Origin of the sequence: Methylovorus menthalis (genome assembly GCF_020523625.1) — a bacterium.
GTDB classification, from domain to species: domain Bacteria; phylum Pseudomonadota; class Gammaproteobacteria; order Burkholderiales; family Methylophilaceae; genus Methylovorus; species Methylovorus menthalis.
In genome coordinates, this window is record NZ_JAJAQH010000006.1 from 1,499,483 (window position 1) to 1,517,865 (window position 18,383).

The 18,383-nt window shown below is 56.2% G+C and carries 18 protein-coding genes; 11 read left to right on the forward strand and 7 right to left on the reverse strand.

Annotated features, from left to right (window positions below; translation table 11 throughout):
* Positions 1-41 precede the first annotated feature (41 nt).
* From LG204_RS12930 to LG204_RS12945, 4 genes are read right to left on the reverse strand one after another with little or no spacing between them, the layout of a single operon-like run.
* Positions 42-416: a nucleotide pyrophosphohydrolase gene (locus tag LG204_RS12930; protein ID WP_230337663.1), complete on the reverse strand. Its 375-nt coding sequence runs from the start codon at positions 414-416 to the stop codon at positions 42-44.
* Positions 409-1,572 (reverse strand): THUMP domain-containing class I SAM-dependent RNA methyltransferase, encoded by a 1,164-nt coding sequence (locus tag LG204_RS12935; protein ID WP_230337664.1) that lies wholly within the window; start codon positions 1,570-1,572, stop codon positions 409-411. Before LG204_RS12935 ends, LG204_RS12930 begins: the two co-directional genes overlap by 8 nt.
* Positions 1,569-2,402: a polyamine aminopropyltransferase gene (locus LG204_RS12940; RefSeq protein WP_230337665.1), complete on the reverse strand. Its 834-nt coding sequence runs from the start codon at positions 2,400-2,402 to the stop codon at positions 1,569-1,571. The genes LG204_RS12935 and LG204_RS12940 overlap by 4 nt, the downstream gene beginning before the upstream one ends.
* Positions 2,395-4,254 carry a ribonuclease catalytic domain-containing protein gene (locus LG204_RS12945; RefSeq protein ID WP_230337666.1) on the reverse strand — a complete coding sequence of 620 codons (1,860 nt, stop codon included), beginning with the start codon at positions 4,252-4,254 and terminating at the stop codon, positions 2,395-2,397. Before LG204_RS12945 ends, LG204_RS12940 begins: the two co-directional genes overlap by 8 nt.
* A 94-nt stretch (positions 4,255-4,348) precedes the next feature.
* Here LG204_RS12945 and LG204_RS12950 point away from each other — a divergent pair, with 94 nt between their 5' ends.
* From LG204_RS12950 to LG204_RS12970, 5 genes are all read left to right on the forward strand, one after another.
* Positions 4,349-4,768 (forward strand): Fur family transcriptional regulator, encoded by a 420-nt coding sequence (locus LG204_RS12950; RefSeq protein ID WP_013441720.1) that lies wholly within the window; start codon positions 4,349-4,351, stop codon positions 4,766-4,768.
* Positions 4,769-4,958: 190 nt separating this feature from the next.
* Positions 4,959-5,372: an RNA polymerase-binding protein DksA gene (dksA, locus tag LG204_RS12955; protein WP_230337667.1), complete on the forward strand. Its 414-nt coding sequence runs from the start codon at positions 4,959-4,961 to the stop codon at positions 5,370-5,372.
* A gap of 42 nt (positions 5,373-5,414) precedes the next feature.
* The gene (gene zigA, locus LG204_RS12960) at positions 5,415-6,632 is read left to right on the forward strand and encodes a zinc metallochaperone GTPase ZigA (protein ID WP_230337668.1); all 1,218 of its coding nucleotides are present in this window, start codon (positions 5,415-5,417) and stop codon (positions 6,630-6,632) included.
* 152 nt (positions 6,633-6,784) lie between these two features.
* Positions 6,785-7,807 (forward strand): CobW family GTP-binding protein, encoded by a 1,023-nt coding sequence (locus LG204_RS12965; protein ID WP_230337669.1) that lies wholly within the window; start codon positions 6,785-6,787, stop codon positions 7,805-7,807.
* A gap of 288 nt (positions 7,808-8,095) precedes the next feature.
* Positions 8,096-10,336 carry an arginine/lysine/ornithine decarboxylase gene (locus LG204_RS12970; protein WP_230337670.1) on the forward strand — a complete coding sequence of 747 codons (2,241 nt, stop codon included), beginning with the start codon at positions 8,096-8,098 and terminating at the stop codon, positions 10,334-10,336.
* A gap of 116 nt (positions 10,337-10,452) precedes the next feature.
* Here LG204_RS12970 and LG204_RS12975 read toward each other — a convergent pair whose 3' ends face one another.
* A complete protein-coding gene (locus LG204_RS12975; RefSeq protein WP_230337671.1) occupies positions 10,453-11,844 on the reverse strand; it encodes a tetratricopeptide repeat protein in 1,392 nt (463 codons plus the stop codon).
* A 16-nt stretch (positions 11,845-11,860) separates the two neighbouring features.
* A complete protein-coding gene (locus tag LG204_RS12980) occupies positions 11,861-12,352 on the reverse strand; it encodes a dihydrofolate reductase (RefSeq protein WP_230337672.1) in 492 nt (163 codons plus the stop codon).
* A gap of 150 nt (positions 12,353-12,502) precedes the next feature.
* On the opposite strand from LG204_RS12980, the gene LG204_RS12985 reads away from it, so the two are divergent.
* The 6 genes from LG204_RS12985 to LG204_RS13010 all read left to right on the forward strand — a co-directional run bounded on the left by LG204_RS12985 (position 12,503) and on the right by LG204_RS13010 (position 17,674).
* The gene (locus LG204_RS12985) at positions 12,503-13,945 is read left to right on the forward strand and encodes a sensor histidine kinase (RefSeq protein ID WP_230337673.1); all 1,443 of its coding nucleotides are present in this window, start codon (positions 12,503-12,505) and stop codon (positions 13,943-13,945) included.
* A gap of 113 nt (positions 13,946-14,058) precedes the next feature.
* A complete protein-coding gene (locus LG204_RS12990; protein WP_230337674.1) occupies positions 14,059-14,658 on the forward strand; it encodes a hypothetical protein in 600 nt (199 codons plus the stop codon).
* Positions 14,655-16,049, forward strand: a complete 1,395-nt coding sequence (locus LG204_RS12995) for a sigma 54-interacting transcriptional regulator (RefSeq protein ID WP_230337675.1) — start codon at positions 14,655-14,657, stop codon at positions 16,047-16,049. The genes LG204_RS12990 and LG204_RS12995 overlap by 4 nt, the downstream gene beginning before the upstream one ends.
* A 198-nt stretch (positions 16,050-16,247) precedes the next feature.
* Positions 16,248-16,766: a BON domain-containing protein gene (locus LG204_RS13000; protein WP_230337676.1), complete on the forward strand. Its 519-nt coding sequence runs from the start codon at positions 16,248-16,250 to the stop codon at positions 16,764-16,766.
* Between the two features lie 6 nt (positions 16,767-16,772).
* Positions 16,773-17,204, forward strand: a complete 432-nt coding sequence (locus tag LG204_RS13005) for a glycine zipper domain-containing protein (protein ID WP_230337677.1) — start codon at positions 16,773-16,775, stop codon at positions 17,202-17,204.
* A gap of 14 nt (positions 17,205-17,218) precedes the next feature.
* Positions 17,219-17,674 (forward strand): hypothetical protein, encoded by a 456-nt coding sequence (locus LG204_RS13010; RefSeq protein WP_230337678.1) that lies wholly within the window; start codon positions 17,219-17,221, stop codon positions 17,672-17,674.
* A 136-nt stretch (positions 17,675-17,810) separates the two neighbouring features.
* Here the strand turns inward: LG204_RS13010 and LG204_RS13015 are convergent, their stop codons facing one another.
* Positions 17,811-18,338, reverse strand: coding sequence for a PepSY domain-containing protein (locus tag LG204_RS13015; RefSeq protein WP_015829681.1), 528 nt, complete (start codon positions 18,336-18,338; stop codon positions 17,811-17,813).
* Between the last annotated feature and the right edge of the window lie 45 nt (positions 18,339-18,383).

The window sequence follows — 18,383 nt, forward strand, 5'->3', positions numbered from 1 at the left end:
CCCCGCCTTGGATTGCACGAGGATGGCAAAGCATTTGTGCGCTAGCCTTCCGCCTCCGGCGGCACTTGATAGGCGGTGTATTTGGCATTGCTGCCACGCGCCAGGTCAGCCGGATATTTCTTCGCGTTGAGGTCTATCTTGGCGTTGGCAGCGGCGATCAGGTCTATGCCGCACACTTCGGCAATCCGCAGCAGGTAGACGAAGGTATCCGCCAGCTCATGGCCAATCTCAGTCTTGCGGGCATCCTCCATGGTAGCGCTTTCCGCCGGGGTATCCCATTGAAAATGCTCCACCACTTCCGCCGCTTCCACGATCATCGCCATCGCCAGGTTTTTGGGCGTATGAAACTGCGCCCAGTCGCGCTCGGCAACGAAGGCATTCACCCGGGCGCGCAGTTCATCCAGGCTGTCACTCATCGGCAGGCTTCTCCTTGCGGTTACTGCCCGCCACCATGCGGATCTCAAACAAACGACATTCCAGCGGGCCGTTGAACAAGGGCGTACGCTTGGAAGGCGCCAGTCGCATCAGCTTGGGCATGCGCAGGTCGTTGGTCAGAAAGTAGGCATTCCAGCCGGCAAACTTGCGTTTGAGCGCTTCGCCCATTTTCGGATAAAGCGCGGCCAGCTCTTCGTCTTCACCAATACGCACACCATAAGGCGGGTTGGCAACCAGCACACCAGCGTCGGCAGGTGGCGGCACTTCAACCATATCGGCATGGCTCAATTGCACGGCTTCCAGCAGCCCGGCCTCTTGCAGATTTTGCTTGCTGACGCGCACGGCGCGCAAATCCTGATCACTGCCGTAGATTTTCTGGAAGGTCACAGGCTTGGCCTGGCTTTGCGCTTGCTGACGCAGGCTCTTCCATTTGTCTGCATCAAAATTCTTCAGTTTTTCAAAGCCGAAATGACGGCGGCTGCCGGGCGCAATGTGCAAGGCCATCATGGCGGCTTCGAGCAAAAATGTACCGCTGCCGCACATCGGGTCTAGCAGCGAGGTGCCCGGCTGCCAGCCGGATAGCTTGAGAATGCCCGCGGCGAGGTTTTCACGCAGCGGCGCTTCTATGCTGGCTCGGCGCAAACCGCGCTGGTAAAGCGCATCACCGGAAGTATCCAGGTAAAACTGAAAATGCTCGGCGGCCAGATAGGCGTGTATGCGGACATCAGGCTCTTTGGTGTCAATATAGGGGCGGCTGCCCACGGCCTGGCGGAATCGGTCGCACACGGCATCCTTGATGCGCAAGGTGGCGAATTCCAGACTTTTCAATGGGCATTTGACGCCGGTAACCTTGACCATGAAGTTGCGACCCACATCAAACCATTCGGGCCAGTTGAACTTGAGCGCGGCCTGATAAAGATCATCTTCGCTGGCATAGTTGCCACGCACCACTTCTAGCAGCACACGCGTCGCCAGGCGACTGTGCAGGTTGACGCGGTAGCATACCGCCATGTCGCCGCCAAACGAGGCGCCGCCATCGGTCACTTGCACGGCGCGCGCGCCCTGTTGCTGCAGCTCTTCGGCCAGCAGCGCTTCCAGCCCGCGTGGGCAGGTGGCAAAAAATTGATGGGATTTCATTCCGCGGACTCTCTTTCCAGCAGCAAACGATTGGGGGTATTCGGATTATGGTCGCGCAAGCGCTCAATGAAATCCATGAATTCGATCTTGTATTCGGCTTCCAGCGCACGCGCGCGTTCGCGCAGCGAGCTCCAGCGCAGATCCTGCGGCGCACGCTTGAAGGCAAATACGATGATATTGCCAGGGCGGCCGGTCGGCATGACCAGCACGCGCTGATGAAAACTTTGTTCGATGCGTTGCAGGTAGACATCAAAATTGCGGTCCGAGCCCCACAGATTGACCACCAGCATGCCATCCAGCGTGATCGCTTCAAAGCAGTCGTCAAAGAAGGACTGGGTACAGAGGTCTTGCGGAATGCCGCGGCTGTCAAAGGCGTCGATCACCAGCACCTGCATGCTGTCAGCGTTTTCGGCGACATACACGGCACCATCGGCCTGCACAACTTCAAAGCGGGCCTCGCCCGAGGGCAGGTATTCGTCATGCGGCACAAAAAAGTGACTGCGCGCCACCTCGATGATACGCGGGTTGATCTCGATCACCTTGCAGGCAATCTGCGGCAGATATTGGTAAATGTACTTGGGCACCGAGCCGCCGCCAAGACCTATCATGACCAGATTGCGCACCTGCTTGTTGAACAGCAGAAACACCATCATGCCGCGCGTGTATTTCAGTTCAAGATCATAAGGTGCCTTGACCCGCATGGAGCTCTGTACGGTATCCGAGCCCAGGTGCAGCGAGCGCACGCCGTCGATCTCGCTCACATCCACGCTGTCTTCATGCGTAATCGCCCGGTGTATGCTGCGTGCGATATTGCGGCCCATCCTAAACATGGTCCACCTCGGCTACGGGTGCCTCCACGCCGTTGAATCTGGTGTCCAGTTCCATCATGAGCGTATCCACCTGACGAATTTCCAGCTTGACGCGGGTACCCGGCGCCAGCTCAGGCAGACTGTGCACCTTGGTGATGTAAGGCAAGTTATCCAGCCGCACCAGATTTTCGCGCCATACCGTGGCGCCTATTTCCTGGACGTTTTCCTGCACCAGATATTGCAGGCACCAGTAGCGCTCCATGCGCGTCTGGAATTCGTTGTAGGCATTGTAAGTCTGGTCAAAATTACGCATGGCCGAGGCCAGCAGATCGCTGTTCGGCGGATACACCGGCGGCTCAGCGCGCAATACCGATATCACCTGGCGCTGGTTGATCAGGTCCACCGCGCGACGCAGAGGCGAGGTGCTCCAGGCATATTGCCCCACGCCCAGGCCCTGGTGTGGCTCAGCCTGCGTGGTCATGTAAACCTTGCCACCATTCTGGGCGCGGTAAATGCCGGGAATGGCATGTTCTTTCAGCAGCAGACCCCACTGGCTGTTGGCTTCTATCATCAGCTCGGCCACCAGCTTGTCCATGGGCGAACCACGACGGCGCGCCCCGATCTGCACCTTGCCGTCAGTGACATAAAAGTTGTAATCGAGCTGTGGCGGGCGGGTCGGGTCGTACTTGCCACGGGCTTTTTCCAGCGCCTCGGCCAGGTTGAACAGGAACAGCAGGCGCGCCCAATAGGGATGGCCGCTATCCTCCGCCAGCGTAGCTTCGTTGAAATAGGGTTCCAGCGCATCATGGCGCAGGTTTTCCACAATACGCACGCGCTCCACGCGACTTTCGCGATGCACAATGCTGAAATCTGCCGCCACATCCAGATACAACGACAGCGCAGGCCGCGCATGGCCTGCATTCAGGCTGAAAGGCTCAATGGCTTCTTCCGGCAGCATGGTGATCTTGTTGCCCGGCATGTATACCGTGGACAAACGATGCAGCGCGATGGCATCCAGCGGTGAATCCGGCAAAATACCCAGCGCCGGAGCGGCAATATGAATGCCGACACGGGTGAGGCCATTGCCCAGCGGCGTTACCGATAGCGCATCGTCGATTTCGGTGGTCGTGCTGTCATCAATGCTGAAGGCCTCGACCTCGGCCAGCGGCAGGTCGTCGACTAGCGGCAAGGCTGCCACCGCATCGAACCCAGTGCCTTTGGGGAAGTATTCGCGCAGGAAAGCGCCCAGGTGGTAATCGTGTATGGAGGCAATGGCGCCGGCAGCGGCCAGCACTTGCACGTGCCCGGTATGTGTCTCGGCTGCCGCCTGCTCCAGCGCTTTCCATTCCATGCTGTTTTTGTCTGGGTCGTAAAACAGCATGTCCAGCTTGCTGCGGAACTCTTCGGGGAATTCACCCGCCTTGAGCTGCTCGGCAAAGGTGGCAATTTTTTCTGCTTGCAGGCGCTTCTTTTCAATCGCCGCCAGCGCCGCATTCAGGGTATCGGCAGGCGCGGCCTTGTAATGTCCTTTGCCCTTGCGATAAAAATACACAGGCGCGCTGTGCAGGCGAATAGCCACCGCCGCCGATTGCACCGGCGTGGGTTTTTGTCCGTAGTAATCCTGGGCCAGCTCATCAAAGGCAAACTCGTCCTCGCCGCAGCATTCCCACAAAAACGGGATATCCAGCTGCTCGGCCTCGGCATTGGCGGCTTCCATGAAACCGGACAGGGATTGCTCAAATTTCATGAGCACGTTGGCAGACTTGATCTTGGAGCGTTTGCCGGTCAGGGCCTCGACCTGCAAGGAGCCGGGATTCTCGGTCATGATGGCGGCAACCTTGAAGCCACCATCCTCTTCGTAAAATACATTCATGCGTGTTTGATTCTTTTTCCGCCCTTGTGGGCATGTGGTTGACGTTTCCGGCGTTATCTCTGACACTTGAAGGCTATGTAATCCCTTAAAGCCTATGGAAAACGCAGAACAACTGATTCGGGACGCCGGACAACGTCCTACGCCTTCACGTATTGCCGTACTCAATGTACTGGCGGGCGCTCAGCACGCCCTCACCCATCCGGAAATCCTGCAGGCTCTGGGCAGCGAGGCATCCTTTGACCGGGTCACTCTCTACCGCGTTCTGGACTGGCTGCTGGAGCATGGCCTGGCGCACGCTATTATGGGGCATGACCGGGCTCGCCGCTTCCAGCACACGCAAAAAAATACGCTGCATCAACATGCTCACTTCAAATGCACCTCCTGTGGCAAGGTATTTTGCCTGGAAGGCGTGCATGCCAGATTGCCTGCGCAGATACCCGAGCATTTTACCGTCGATTCCATCGAACTCAACATTAAAGGCTGTTGCGCCGACTGCCAGCGCGCGCAGGCCTGAGTCTCACCCCCCTGCCACTGAAGCGTGGCAGCCAGTTCCAGCCTCCTGTCACCGCCCTATCCACTGCAGCGTTTTCACCTCCAGCAACAGCACGCCAAAAATGCAACTATGTTGCATTTTTTAACAGCAGACATTAGCATGCACTTAATCGCAACATTGTTGCAAAACCATACAACCCCAGCTCATCCACATGCCACAAGACCTGACACCGCAACGGCTACTCGCCATGCCCGCCAACGACTATATGAACGGCGAGCAACTGGCGTACTTTGCCCATCTGCTGCAAAGCCTCAGGGCGGAAATCAGCGATAACGCCGCGCATACCGGCGAGCACCTGCGCGAAACCGAAGATGCGGCTGATCCGGCCGACCGGGCGACCCAGGAAGAAGTCCGCACGCTGGAACTGCGGGCACGCGATCGCGAGCGCAAATTGCTGAAGAAGGTCAATGCTGCCCTACGCCGGATTGAAGATGGCAGTTATGGCTACTGCGAAGAAACTGGCGAAGCCATCGGCCTTGCGCGCCTGCTGGCACGCCCCACTGCCACGCTGTGCGTGGAAGCCCAGGAAAGACACGAACGTCGCGAACGCCAGTTCGGGCATTGAGCACCACCGATACCAGCCACATTCCCTAGCGAAAGACATCCCATGAAAAAACTTCCCGTGACCGTGCTCTCCGGCTTTCTCGGCGCCGGCAAAACCACGTTGCTCAACCACATTCTCAATAATCGCGAAGGTCGCCGCGTCGCGGTGATCGTCAACGACATGTCCGAAGTCAATATTGACGCCCGCCTGGTACGCGAAGGCGGCGCGGCACTATCGCGCGCCGAAGAAAAGCTGGTGGAGATGAGCAATGGCTGCATCTGCTGCACCCTGCGCGAAGACCTGCTGGTGGAAATCCGCCGCCTGGCCGCCGAAGGCCGCTTTGACTACCTGCTCATCGAATCCACTGGTATCTCGGAGCCTTTGCCAGTCGCCGAGACCTTCACCTTCCGCGATGAAAACGATGTCAGCCTGTCGGATGTATCGCGTCTGGACACCATGGTCACCGTGGTCGATGGCTACCATTTTCTGCGCGACTACAGCTCGCGTGACTTTCTGGCGGACCGTGGAGAAACCATGGGGGAAGAGGATACGCGCACCGTGGTCGACCTGCTGGTCGAGCAGGTGGAATTCTGCGATGTGATCGTCCTCAACAAAACCGATCTCATGACGCCTGCCGACATCGGCCAACTGGAAGGCATACTCAAGACACTGAATCCGCGTGCCGGCATCGTGCACAGCAGTTTCGGCAAGGTGCCGCTGGATCGCGTGCTGAATACCGGCCGCTTTGACTTCGAAGCCGCACAGGATGCCCCTGGCTGGCTGAAGGAGCTGCGTGGCGAACACGTGCCTGAAACCGAGGAATATGGCATCAGCAGCTTTGTCTACCGGGCGCGCAAACCGTTTCATCCAGAACGCCTGTGGGCATGGCTGGGCCAGGAGTGGCCAGGTGTGGTCAGGTCCAAAGGCCATTTCTGGCTGGCCAGCCGTCCTGATTTCTGCGCCAACTGGTCACAAGCGGGCGCGATTTCACGTAATGAACTTGCGGGCATGTGGTGGGCAGCCACGCCGGAAGACTACTGGCCGCAGGATGAAGAGGCCCTGACCATGATCAAGAGTCGCTGGCTGGACCCATGGGGCGACAGGCAACAGGAGCTGGTACTCATCGGCATGAACATGGACGAATCCGCGATACGCGCAGGCTTTGATGCCTGCCTGCTGACCGATGAAGAAATGGCCAGCGGAATATCCGGCTGGCGCAACCTGCCCGACCCTTTCCCGCCGTGGCATGCCGCGCATGATGTGGAACAAGACGCGGCATGACGCGTTTTCCAGCGCGAACTTCTGCGGCTACAATAGAACTTGAGCGATCACGCCAGGTCAGGTAACAGCCTGGTTTGATGCAAGTCCCGTAACCGACAACACTCGGCTGCCCCTTTAAACTTTGCCTTTTGGCCCTCAGCAACAGGTCACCCATGAGCCACGATCCCCGCATTCCCGTCACCCTGCTCACCGGTTTTCTCGGTAGTGGCAAAACCACCCTGCTCAACAAGCTGCTCAACAACCCCGGCATGAAGGATACGGCGGTGGTGATCAACGAGCTGGGCGAAGCCGGGCTGGACCACATATTGGCCCGCACCGTGGAAAGCGAGCATGTCGCCGACAATACCGTGTTGTTGAGCTCGGGTTGCCTGTGCTGCACGCTGACCAATGAGCTGGCAGATACCCTGCGCGATCTCTTCTTCAAGCGGGCGCTTTCCGCCATTCCCGAATTCAAGCGGCTCGTGATCGAAACCACCGGCATGGCCGACCCCGGCCCTATCCTCGCCAATCTGATGAATGAACCGGTGATCAGCTCCACCTACCGACTGGATGCCGTAGTCGTCACCATCGACAGTCAATATGGCATCCAGCAGATTGAAAAGCACGGTGAAGCACGCAAACAGGCCGCGGTGGCCGATGTGCTGTTGCTGACCAAATCTGACCTAGCCACACCCGAACAGCAGGAAGCGCTGGCAGCGATGCTCACTGAGCTCAACCCCGGTGCCACACAGCATCTGATCAGCCATGGCGAGATTGACCCCATGCACCTGATTGATGTTGGCCTGTTCAGCCAGGATGGCAAGCAGGCGCAACCTCAACGCTGGTTGCGCGCACCCACGCGCTCCAAGGCGGGCCGCGGCATGTTGCCCAAGGCCGTGCACGATGATGAGATTGTCAGTTTCACCGTCACCCTGCCCAAGCCGCTGACCTGGGATCAACTGGAGCCGGTGCTGAAATGGCTTTGCGCGACGTTTGGCGAGCAATTGCTGCGACTCAAGGGCATTATCCACGCCGAAGATCAGCCTGCGCCGATTGCCGTGCATGCCGTGCAACATACGCTCTACCCGCCTACCTTGCTGGAAGGCTGGGACGAAGACGAGCCACTGACGCGCATTGTCTTCATCGGCAAAGGCGTCGACGAATTGCGCGTGCGCGATGCGCTGATGCAACTCTAGGACAATTGCCCCGAAGATATGCCCAGGCTTTAATTTCGCCTGGGCTGGTCAGGCATACCCAGACCACCTTGGACACACCCCCTGAAAAGCAGCAATTTTGCCCCCGCCGGCCTCCAGAAAATGCATACGCCAATATGACATTTTTATGAACGTTCGGCCGCTAAGCCGCTCCAATCCGCATATTCGATTCCACACGGACAAAGCTTTACTGCTCAAAGGCTTGTCACGTCACGAAAACGTGCTATATTCCGCTCCTTTCGCCATTTCGGGCAGCCTTCGGAGGCCTATATGAAGTTCAGATTTCCTGTCGTCATCATTGATGAAGATTTTCGCTCGGAGAACTCCTCCGGTCTCGGCATACGCGTGCTGGCCAAAGCCATCGAAGAAGAAGGCTTTGAAGTGCTGGGCGTGACCAGTTATGGTGACCTGACCTCCTTTGCGCAGCAGCAAAGTCGCGCCTCGGCCTTCATCCTGTCGATTGACGATGAAGAGTTCGTCGAAGAGAAGCCCGAAGCGCTGGATAACCTGCGCAAATTTGTTGACGAAATTCGCTACCGCAATGAGGAAATCCCGATTTTCCTGCATGGCGAAACCCGCACCAGCCGCCATATCCCGAATGAGATCCTGCGCGAACTGAACGGCTTCATCCACATGTTTGAAGATACGCCGGAATTCGTGGCCCGCTACATCGTGCGTGAAGCGCGCACGTATCTGGACAGCCTGCCGCCGCCGTTCTTCCGCGCGCTGACCCACTACGCAGCCGATGGCTCCTATTCCTGGCACTGCCCCGGCCACTCCGGTGGCGTGGCCTTCCTGAAATCCCCCGTCGGCCAGATGTTCCATCAGTTTTTTGGTGAAAACATGCTGCGTGCTGACGTCTGCAATGCCGTAGACGAACTGGGCCAGCTGTTGGACCATACCGGCCCGGTTGCCGCTTCCGAGCGCAATGCGGCCCGCATTTTCAACTGCGACCATTTGTATTTCGTGACGAATGGCACCTCGACCTCCAACAAGATCGTGTGGAACTCCACCGTCGCCCCCGGCGATATCGTGGTGGTGGACCGCAACTGCCACAAGTCGGTGCTGCACTCCATCATCATGACCGGCGCCGTGCCGGTGTTCCTGATGCCAACGCGCAATCACTTCGGCATTATCGGGCCGATTCCCAAAGAGGAATTCGCTTGGGAAAACATCCAGAAAAAGATTGAAGCCAACCCGTTCGCCACCGACAAGAATGCCAAGCCACGGGTACTGACGATTACGCAGTCCACCTACGACGGCGTGCTCTACAACGTGGAAGAAATCAAGGAAATGCTGGATGGCAAGATCGACACCCTGCATTTTGACGAAGCCTGGCTGCCACATGCCACCTTCCATGACTTCTACGGTGACTATCACGCCATTGGTGCTGACCGCCCACGCTGCAAGGACTCCATGGTGTTCTCCACCCAGTCCACGCACAAGCTGCTGGCGGGCCTGAGCCAAGCCTCACAGATTCTGGTGCAGGATGCGGAAGACAACCGCCTGGACCGCGATGTGTTCAATGAAGCTTATCTGATGCACACCTCCACCAGCCCGCAATATTCGATTATTGCCAGCTGCGACGTGGCAGCCGCCATGATGGAAGCGCCGGGTGGCAAAGCCCTGGTGGAAGAATCCATCATGGAAGCCCTGGATTTCCGCCGCGCCATGCGCAAGGTGGACGAAGAATGGGGCAGCGACTGGTGGTTCAAAGTCTGGGGCCCGGACGATTTGTCTGAAGAAGGCATTGAAGAGCGCGAAGCCTGGATGCTGAAAGCTGGCGAACGCTGGCACGGTTTCGGCAATCTGGCCGAAGGCTTCAACATGCTGGACCCGATCAAGGCCACCATCATCACCCCCGGCCTGGATGTCGATGGGTCGTTCTCGGACGAGTTTGGCATCCCCGCGGCCATCGTCACCAAATACCTGGCCGAGCACGGTGTTATCGTGGAAAAGACCGGCCTTTATTCGTTCTTCATCATGTTCACCATCGGCATTACCAAAGGCCGCTGGAACACCATGGTCGCCGCCTTGCAGCAGTTCAAGGATGATTACGACAAGAACCAGCCGCTGTGGAAAGTATTACCGGAATTTGTTGCCAAGCAGCCACGCTATGAGCGTATTGGCCTCAAGGAGTTGTGTACCCAGATTCACGAGGTGTATCGCGCCAACGATGTTGCACGCCTGACCACCGAAATGTATCTGTCCAACATGATTCCGGCCATGAAGCCGACCGATGCCTTTGCCCGCATGGCGCATCGCAAGATTGACCGTGTGCAGATCGACGAGCTGGAAGGCCGCATTACCGCCGTGCTGCTGACGCCTTACCCACCTGGCATTCCATTGCTGATTCCCGGGGAGCAGTTCAACGCAATTATCGTGAATTACCTGCGTTTTGCCCGCGATTTCAATGAGCGCTTCCCTGGCTTTGAAACCGATGTGCATGGCCTGGTAAAACAAGTGGTGGATGGCAAAGCGTATTACTACGTGGACTGCGTCGCTGCTTAACCAAACCCATGACGCGCTGACCGTTCTGGTCGGCGCGCCTCATGCGGCACATTCAACTTCGCTTGATATATCAGGCGAGTGCTTCATACTTCCTGCAAGCAAATTTCTGCACTCCCCTATTCGCGGGTATCTTTCGCCTCAAGTTTGGCCTGCAAGGCCAGAGCAATGCACATTGCGACGTAGACCCAGTGCCCCCGTACCTCCTGACGAAACAGCCGGAGAGTGGGATACCAAGGGCTATCATCCCGGGTCGTCATCCAGCGCCAATCAGCCATGTGATGCGGCAACATCAGCCAGCATGGCTTGCCGAGGGCCCCTGCGAGATGGGCGACAGCGGTATCCACCGAAATGACCAGATCAAGGCCGGTGATGACAGCAGCCGTATCTGCAAAATCCACCATGACCTCGGGCAACCCCTTCATCCCTAACGCCTTTTCACTGGCTTCACTCGCAGGGGTTTGCTGCAGACATATGAAATGCACGTTGGAAAATTGACGCAAAGGACTCAGGGTAGTCAACGAAGGGAGGGAGCGATCGGTGTCATTTTCAAATTTGGGATTACCTTTCCAGACTAGGCCGACTCGAAACCCATCGAGAGGCAGCAATGCTTGCCATTGCGCGGCAAGTTCTTCATCTACCCGCAAATAAGGCGTATCTGCGGGAATATTATCGATACGGGTGTCGAATAAGCCCGGCAGGCTCAGGAGCGGGCACCAGTAGTCGCATTTCGCCTTGCTCGCCTTTGTCCATACCTGCTCGAATAACGATTGCATGGCAAACAAGCGCTCCAAGGCGGGCGGGCAGACAATATGCAAACGCACAGACCATTGCTGCTGCAGCAAAATGGCGTAGCGGCAAAACTGCAGCGCATCGCCATGACCACCTTCGCAGACCAGCAGGAGGGTTTTACCGCTGAGCGGCTCTCCTTTCCAGCGTGGGGCATCAATGAAGCCCGCCTGCGCTGGCATGGTACGCGCTTCAAGGCAGGCCCAGCCTTCTTCAAACCGGCCTTGCCTCAGCAGCAGATAACTCAGATTGAATCGCGCTTTGCGATAATCCGGGTCCAGCGTCAATGCCTGGCGATGACAACGCTCGGCCTCATGATCGCGCTGCATGGCAGTGTAGAGAATCCCCAGATTAGTCCATGGCCCCAACTGGTCAGGATGCTGCTGAATAGCTTGCTGATAAATGGCCTCAACCTCATCAAACCGGCTCTGGCTCTGCAACATGACTCCCAGATTCAGTGCCGCATTCAGCAAGGAGGGGGCCAGCGCCATGGAGCGCCTATATGCTTCTTCCGCCGCATCAGGGCAACCCCGCTGTTCCAGCACATAGCCAAGATTACAATGCGCTTCAGCATAGTCAGGATCGCTCTCCAGCGCCTGGCGCAATGCCTGCTCAGCCTCTTGCCAATGCTTGATACGCATGTAAGCCAGGGCCTGAGCAAACCAGGCGGTGGGCTCAGCCTGTGACTTCTTCTCAATATCGGTCATATTTTCAGCCACCATGATGAATCATCCGTGATTAAGTCTGGATCAAACGATCGTATGTCAGGTACCGATAGATGAGACCATTCACACTGACATGGCGTTCTTCTTCCACCTGCTTCCACTGAGAGTAATCAATGGTGGGGAAAAAAGCATCACCAGAAAAACTGGCCTCAATCTCAGTAATATACAGCCTGTCTGACTGTGCCAGGCCTTCGCGGTATAGTTCAGCGCCCCCGATCAGGAACACTTCGTCATCCCCTGCGGACTGCGAAATGGCATCCTGCAGGGAGCTTACAATCCGAGCGCCTTCAACGCGATAGTCAGCATTGCGCGTGACAATGACGGTGGTGCGGCCCGGTAACAGGCGGTTCAGCGACTCATAGGTTTTGCGGCCCATGATGATATGATGGCCCATGGTCAAGGCGCGAAAGCGTTTAAGATCTTCAGGCAAATGCCATGGCAAGGTATTATTAACCCCGATGACGCCATCATGCGCGATGGCTACGATAAGAGATAGTTTAGGCATGTCGGTATTATAACGGCTGCCTGCTCGCTAGAAATCGAATTACTGATGATAAATCAACACATCACCGATCTCCCACCCAGCTCATCACCTGGTTTTAGCTTGGAGATCTACCCGAACATGGATATTGCCCCCAACATGGAGATTGATTAGTTGCGCATTGCTTATCCCAGATCATTCCTGAAGTTGCTGTTGTTTGGTTTTGCCCTGACCATGCTTCCCTTGTTGTTTGCCTTTGGTAATGCCGCCGTTTACCTGGACCGGCTAGCCGACAAAAGTCGTACGACAGTCGCACAGTCCGTGCAGGCCACCCGCGCAAGCCGCGCCATTGCCGAACAACTGATGCTGATGGAGCGCAGTGCCCGCCAATATTTTGTACTGCACGACGTGCAATTACTGGTGAACTTCACCCGCGCGCACGAGCAATTTGCTGATGCTATTGAAGAACTCAGTGGGCTCAGCATCACCGCCAGCCAGGCGGAGGCGCTAAGAGCGATCAACCAGCAGGAAGACAAGCTTTACGACACCGTAGTGCAACTGCAACCCACCCCCGAAACCGCCAAGGCAGCCATTGCCGAATTCCTGGATTTATCCGATCAGGCGCAGAATATCCTGCGTGAAAACAATCGCCTGATTGATCGCGAATCCGCGATTCTGGCGCGCACCGCCGAACAAACGCAGGAAATGCTGATCAGCCAGACCATGACGCTGATTCCCGTCGCCCTGCTGGTCGCAGCCGTCATCACGTTTCTGGTCGCCCAGCCGATCAAACGCATGGATGCCGCCATCAGGCGGTTGGGAGAAGGCAAATACGATGAACCCATCAGCATCGATGGCCCCGGCGACCTGCATACTCTGGGCATACGGCTGGACTGGCTGCGCGCCCAACTGGACGAACTCAACCAGCAAAAACAACGCTTCTTGCGCCATGTATCGCATGAGCTGAAAACTCCTCTCACCGCGATTCGCGAAGGCAGTGAGCTACTCAGCGACGAAATTGGCGGTGCCTTGAGTCCGCAGCAGAAAGAAATCGCCAACATCCTGCGTGAGAGCAGCATGCGCCTGCAAAAAATGATAGAAAACCTGCTGAATTACTCCGCGGTGCAATATCAAAAACCACAGCTGGTATTAAGTGGGTTTGACTTCCCCACCCTGCTGGAAAATGTATTGAATTCTTATGCCTTGACCATGAGCAGCAAGCAGATCACCATCGAGCGCGATTGTGAGACCGTGCACCTCAAAGCCGACGCGGAAAAAGTCGCCACCATCGTCGACAACCTGATCTCGAATGCCATCAAGTACACGCCAAAATCCGGCACCATCCGCTTGCGCACACGGCAAACTGATGACAGTCTGGTGTTTGAAGTCCATGATGGCGGCCCGGGTGTCATGGCGGCAGATAAGGCAAAACTGTTCGATCCTTTTTACAAAGGGAACGGCGTGTATGAAAGCCTGGTCAGTGGAAGCGGGCTAGGCTTATCGATTGCCAAAGAATATGTAGATGCGCACGGCGGCGAGATCATGCTGCTGCCTTCGGAACATGGCGCCCACTTCCAGGTGCGCCTGCCGCTGCATCCGGCCAGCAAAGCCGCCTAGCAAACCAAGCCTTGCCCTTATTGCCGTCCTTCATGGCATGTCAGCAGTATGTCTTGCCGCCGTTTTCGGCCCAGACATATCGGCGTTTATACGAATTTTTAGGAGAATATTCCATGAAGACTACCGTCCCTTATGGGGGCCTGCCCCGATTAGCAGTGCCGCTATTTGCAGCTCTGCTGTTAAATGCCTGTGCCCCCGCCTCCACAAAACCCCAGGCACCGATTGCCGAGCCTGCGCAGACGCATCACGAACATACCAGCAAAACCGAGGTCAAATCCGAGACTCCGGTAGTCAGCAATAATGCATTGCTGGATTACGCGCAGTATTTCACCGACTTGCCAGCCGATACGCAAAAAAAGGAAGTCGCGATCCTGAGCACTACCAATGGCAAGGAAAAACTGCCCCTGCTCACCCGTAGCAAGCTGGCGATTGCCTATGCATTGCCTTCCAGCAAAACGCGTGATTCGCAGAAGGCCCAAATCTTGCTCGATGAATTATTGACCGAGAAAACGCTGTCTGCCGACGAAAAGAACCTGTTTGGCGTATTGCGCGACTTTGTCGGCGAAAACATCCGGCTGCTGGGGCGTCTGCGCGACGAGCAAAAGCGTGCCGACACAGCGCAGACCGGCATGATGAATCTTCAGAAAAAACTGGATGACCTCAAGGATATTGAAAAAACCATGATAGATCGTGACCAAGGACCCAAAAAATGAGTGCTTTGGCTTTATCGCCCGTGACTGGCCGCAAGATTCTGGCAGTAGACGACGACCCCGACATTCTTAAATTGCTGGAAATGCGCCTGGTGGCCGCTGGTTACCAAGTTGTCACTGCCGCCAACGGCGAAGAGGCGCTGGCGCATATCGGCGTCAGCAGGCCTGCCCTGGTTATCAGCGATTTGCGCATGCCCCGTATGGATGGCCTGGCGCTGTTTGATGCCATTCATCAGGCTGACCCAGCCCTGCCGGTGATCCTGCTTACCGCGCACGGCTCCATTCCAGAAGCGGTGGATGCCACCCGGCGCGGCGTTTTCGGCTTTTTGACCAAGCCTTTTGACAGCAAATCCTTGTTGCAACAGGTTGAAGCCGCGCTGCGGTTGACCGCTGGTGCCCATGTGGCCGCCGATAGCACGGAAGATCAAAGCTGGCGCGAAGCCATCATCACGCGCAGTCCGCACATGGAAAACCTGCTGAGTCAGGCAAAGCTGATGGCGATGTCGGATGCCAGTGTGTTTATTCAAGGCGACAGTGGCACTGGCAAAGAGCTGCTGGCCCGCGCCATACACAAAGCCAGTCCACGCAGTCGCCGTCCCTTTGTGGCGATCAACTGTGGCGCGATCCCGGAAGCCCTGCTCGAGTCTGAGCTGTTTGGGCATACAAAGGGGGCGTTTACCGGCGCCGTCAGGGATAATAAAGGCCTGTTCCAGAGCGCGGAAGGCGGCACGATTTTCCTCGATGAAATCGGCGACATGCCCATGCCCTTGCAGGTCAAGCTGCTGCGCGCGCTGCAAGAGCGCGTGATACGGCCTGTGGGTTCCAACACCTCGATTGCAGTGGATGTGCGGATTATTTCGGCTACCCATAAAAATCTGGCCGAGGAAATGAAAGCCGGGCGCTTCCGTGAGGACTTGTATTACCGCATCAATGTGGTCTCGCTGGATATTCCGTCCTTGGCTGGCAGGCGCGAAGACATTCCCCTTCTGGCCAATAACTTCCTCAATGCCTTGAGCACCAAATACGGCAAGAATCTGAATGGATTTTCACCCGATGCCATGGAACTGCTGATTGCGGCACCGTGGCCGGGCAATGTGCGTCAACTGCAGAACATCGTCGAACAGACGGTGGTGCTCTCGACTACCCCACTTGTGTCCACCTCGCTGGTGCAAAAAGCCCTGCAGGACGATATTGGCGGCATCGTGCCATTTGAGATTGCGCGCAAGAATTTTGAGCGGGATTACCTGATCAAACTGCTGAAAGCAACCAACGGCGGCGTCACGCAAGCTGCGAGACTGGCACAACGCAACCGCACCGAGTTCTACAAGCTTCTGCAACGGCATCAATTGACCCCGGCGTTGTTCAAAGACGACACCAGCGGCCAAGCTGCCTAGTTTTCGCGACACCCATACCTCTTTAAATTCAATACCTTAAAAAAACACCCAAGTGGAGCGTCGCTATTCAGCGACGATTTCACGGTGGCTCAAAATCCCACGAAATACATTAATCATTTGATTTAAAACAATATTTTCATGTTGGCACGCTACTTGCCATATCTCTTGTGAGCAAAGCGTAACGCTAAAGTAAACAACATGAAAAACGAGCCACACACATTCACTTCAAACACTCGAGCCCTGACGCTCGGTCTCGCCCTGTGCGTTTACAGCGCCTCTGGCATAACAGCCAACGCTGATCGCCCGCTGGTGCAACCGTTTGCCAGTGCCTTCAGCAAGCTGGACAACAATCGGGATCATCGCCTGAACCATGATGAGGCCGTTCAAGACCAGGACCTCGCACAACACTTTGAAAATGCCGATATCGACCGTAATGGCAGCTTGAGCGAGCAGGAGTTTGAACAATTCAAGCAGGCTGCCCAGCAGTCGCGATTGGAAGCTTTTCTGGACGATACCGAAGTCACCGAAAAAATTCGCGATGAGTTGGTTCACGACAGCCGCACCAAGTCGCTCAACATCAGCGTGGAAACTTACAAGGGTGAAGTAATACTGAGCGGTTTTGTCGATACAGATCAGCAAGCGCACCGTGCCGTAGAAATTGCATCTTCGGTACAGGGTGTGCAAGCGGTTAAAAACAGTTTGGTTGTTAAGGGGTAAATCCACATGCTTAAAAACAAGATGAAAAAAACACTCACACACGCCTGCGCGGCCTTCGCACTGGCATGCGCATTCAACGGCACAGCACAGGCCGATGGTTTCATGGAGGTCAATGGGCCATCCATTCTCGGTGGTGCACTGGGCGGCGGTGCCGGAGCCATCGTCGGCTCCTCCATCGGTGGTCGCGATGGCGCGATCATTGGCGGTGCCATCGGTGCAGCTGCTGGCGTCGCAATTGCTTCACAGACGCCACGCTATCAGGCCGAGCCTCGCTATCGCCCAGCACCACGGGTTTACTACCAACCTGCGCCTCGCGTCTACTACCAGCCAGCTCCACGTGGCTACATGGTTTACGAGCGCGATTGGCGCGGCCCACGCCATCATGATCATGGGCACGACAGGCATTACCGTTATGGACATCAAGGTTACGGATACTAAGGGAGGGCATTACTATGAAAAATCCAAATCCACGCAAGACGCATCCACTGGTACTGGTTGCTGCCGTTGCACTGACCATCTTCAGTTTGCTTGGCAGCGCAGCAATTACTGGCCTGATCCCAGTGCATTCAGAAAAACAGGATGCGGCGCAAAGCCTGACTGATGGCCGTCACCATGACGCCGCCATTGCCAAGCCCCAGGCCGCTGCTGCGCCGGTTCCAGATCAGCATTCTTCAGCTTGCAGCAGCTGCGGCACGATTGTTTCGATACGCACCGTAGAGAATGAAGCCATGGACCATGTATTGCAGAAACCAGCCTTGCAGGCTCGTGATAACGACAAGCTGACGGCTTACATCATCCAGGTGCGCATGGTGGATGGCGTCACCCATACCATTACGCAATACGACCGCCCACGCATGGCGGTGGGTGAGCAAGTCCGCCTCAGCATAGGCCGCCAGCTTAACGCCTGATCGTTTCCCCGTGGCGGGCCTCTAATCCCCGAGGAGGTCCGCCCTTTTTCTTCCCCCGCTGCCTGGCGACAGGCAATAAAAAACGCCCTCACGGGCGTTTTTTATTGGATAGCATCAATAGCGATCGAGCTGCTGATTATTCCTTGCCGATTTGATAGATCTCGCTGTGCGATTCCACGATCTTGCCGGAAGTCGCGTCTACTTCTACCTTGATTTCCTTGCCATCCTTACCCACGATGTCGAACTCGTAAGTGGCAGCGCCATCTTCTTCGATTTCGTATTCGACTTCGGTGATTTCACCTGGATGGGCTTCCAGTGCAGTCTTGCGTGCATCTGCTTCGCTGACCTTCATCTTGGCTTTGAACAGTGGGTCTTCAGCAGACTTCACTTCTTGCTCGATTTCAGTCACTTTGCCGCTCAGCGCGTTGCACTCAACATCCCAAGCCTTGCCATCAGCGGCTTCGATATCGAATTCATAAACCGGAACCTTTTTCTCCAGCTTCATTTCCACCTTTACCACGGTACCTGGCTTGGCCTTGGTCGCAGCAACTAGGCACTTCTCCAGGCTAACCTTGGTCTTTGGGATCACCAGATCGGCAGCAACCGCGCTATTTGCGGCAAATGCCAGGGCTACCAGTGCAGCACCAACAGATAATTTTTTCATAGTAACAACTCCATAGTGATTAAAAAAACAGTCAGCAAGAATTTG

Excerpts from the sequence above, each read along its gene's own strand:
- LG204_RS12990 (WP_230337674.1), top strand. The coding sequence starts at position 14,059 with ATGAAGACTACCGTCCCTTATGGGGGCCTGCCCCGATTAGCAGTGCCG.
- dksA (WP_230337667.1), top strand. The coding sequence starts at position 4,959 with ATGCCACAAGACCTGACACCGCAACGGCTACTCGCCATGCCCGCCAAC.
- zigA (WP_230337668.1), top strand. The coding sequence starts at position 5,415 with ATGAAAAAACTTCCCGTGACCGTGCTCTCCGGCTTTCTCGGCGCCGGC.
- LG204_RS12945 (WP_230337666.1), bottom strand. The coding sequence starts at position 4,254 with ATGAATGTATTTTACGAAGAGGATGGTGGCTTCAAGGTTGCCGCCATC.
- LG204_RS12995 (WP_230337675.1), top strand. The coding sequence starts at position 14,655 with ATGAGTGCTTTGGCTTTATCGCCCGTGACTGGCCGCAAGATTCTGGCA.
- LG204_RS12975 (WP_230337671.1), bottom strand. The coding sequence starts at position 11,844 with ATGGTGGCTGAAAATATGACCGATATTGAGAAGAAGTCACAGGCTGAG.
- LG204_RS13005 (WP_230337677.1), top strand. The coding sequence starts at position 16,773 with ATGCTTAAAAACAAGATGAAAAAAACACTCACACACGCCTGCGCGGCC.
- LG204_RS12950 (WP_013441720.1), top strand. The coding sequence starts at position 4,349 with ATGGAAAACGCAGAACAACTGATTCGGGACGCCGGACAACGTCCTACG.
- LG204_RS12965 (WP_230337669.1), top strand. The coding sequence starts at position 6,785 with ATGAGCCACGATCCCCGCATTCCCGTCACCCTGCTCACCGGTTTTCTC.
- LG204_RS13015 (WP_015829681.1), bottom strand. The coding sequence starts at position 18,338 with ATGAAAAAATTATCTGTTGGTGCTGCACTGGTAGCCCTGGCATTTGCC.
- LG204_RS12980 (WP_230337672.1), bottom strand. The coding sequence starts at position 12,352 with ATGCCTAAACTATCTCTTATCGTAGCCATCGCGCATGATGGCGTCATC.
- LG204_RS12970 (WP_230337670.1), top strand. The coding sequence starts at position 8,096 with ATGAAGTTCAGATTTCCTGTCGTCATCATTGATGAAGATTTTCGCTCG.
- LG204_RS12940 (WP_230337665.1), bottom strand. The coding sequence starts at position 2,402 with ATGTTTAGGATGGGCCGCAATATCGCACGCAGCATACACCGGGCGATT.
- LG204_RS13000 (WP_230337676.1), top strand. The coding sequence starts at position 16,248 with ATGAAAAACGAGCCACACACATTCACTTCAAACACTCGAGCCCTGACG.
- LG204_RS12935 (WP_230337664.1), bottom strand. The coding sequence starts at position 1,572 with ATGAAATCCCATCAATTTTTTGCCACCTGCCCACGCGGGCTGGAAGCG.
- LG204_RS12930 (WP_230337663.1), bottom strand. The coding sequence starts at position 416 with ATGAGTGACAGCCTGGATGAACTGCGCGCCCGGGTGAATGCCTTCGTT.
- LG204_RS13010 (WP_230337678.1), top strand. The coding sequence starts at position 17,219 with ATGAAAAATCCAAATCCACGCAAGACGCATCCACTGGTACTGGTTGCT.